Origin of the sequence: Vibrio sp. 10N.286.48.F5 (assembly GCF_041469785.1) — a bacterium.
In the GTDB taxonomy this organism is placed as follows: Bacteria; Pseudomonadota; Gammaproteobacteria; order Enterobacterales; family Vibrionaceae; genus Vibrio; species Vibrio crassostreae_C.
On the sequence record NZ_JBFRLG010000028.1, the window covers coordinates 1 to 926 of the forward strand.

Sequence of the window (926 nt, forward strand, 5' to 3'; positions counted from 1 at the left end):
ACGGTGACCAATGTTGAAGATGGTCAGGAAGTTTCCATCATTATCACCGATGTTGATGGCAAGTCAGAAAATTATACCGCGACAGTCACTGGTGGCGAATGGACTCTCACTGGTCAAGATTATTCAGCCTTTGCGGAAGGTACACTAACGGTAGAAGCAAGCGTTACGGACGTTGCAGGCAATACCGCCACTTCTAGCGATACCATCGTCAAAGATACGTTGGCGGACATCAGTGTGGATTTTGATGGTTTTGGTGATGAGTATTACAACTCTGCCGAGGTCAGTAATGGCGCATTAGTTGGCACGGTGACCAATGTTGAAGATGGCCAAGAAGCTTCAATCACTATCACTGATGTTGATGGTAAATCAGAAAATTATACCGCGATAGTTTCCGGTGGTGAATGGACATTAGTCGGCCAAGACTATTCGGGTTTTGCAGAAGGTATCTTGACTGTAGAAGCCACGGTTACAGACATTGCGGGCAATACAGCGACCTCCAGTGACACAGTTGTCAAAGATATGTTGGCGGACATCAGTGTCAATTTCGATGGTTTTGGTGACGAGTATTATAACTCCGCCGAGGTCAGTAATGGCGCATTAGTTGGTACGGTGACCAATGTTGAAGATGGTCAAGAAGTTTCAATCACTATCACTGATGTTGATGGCAAATCAGAAAATTATACCGCGATAGTTTCTGGTGGTGAATGGACATTAGTCGGCCAAGACTATTCGGGTTTTGCAGAAGGCATTTTAACCGTTGAAGCAAGTGTCACGGACGTTGCAGGCAATATTGCTACTTCTAGCGATACCATCGTCAAAGATACGTTGGCGGACATCAGTGTGGATTTTGATGGTTTTGGTGATGATTATTACAACTCTGCCGAGGTCAGTAATGGCGCATTAGTTGGCACGGTGACCAATGTTGA

The 926-nt window shown here is 45.4% G+C and carries 1 protein-coding gene; it reads left to right on the plus strand.

Translation table 11 applies throughout. From position 1 onward, the window contains the following. Positions 1-926 (plus strand): Ig-like domain-containing protein (locus AB4185_RS15110; RefSeq protein WP_372135614.1); only part of this gene is annotated, 926 nt, incomplete at both ends.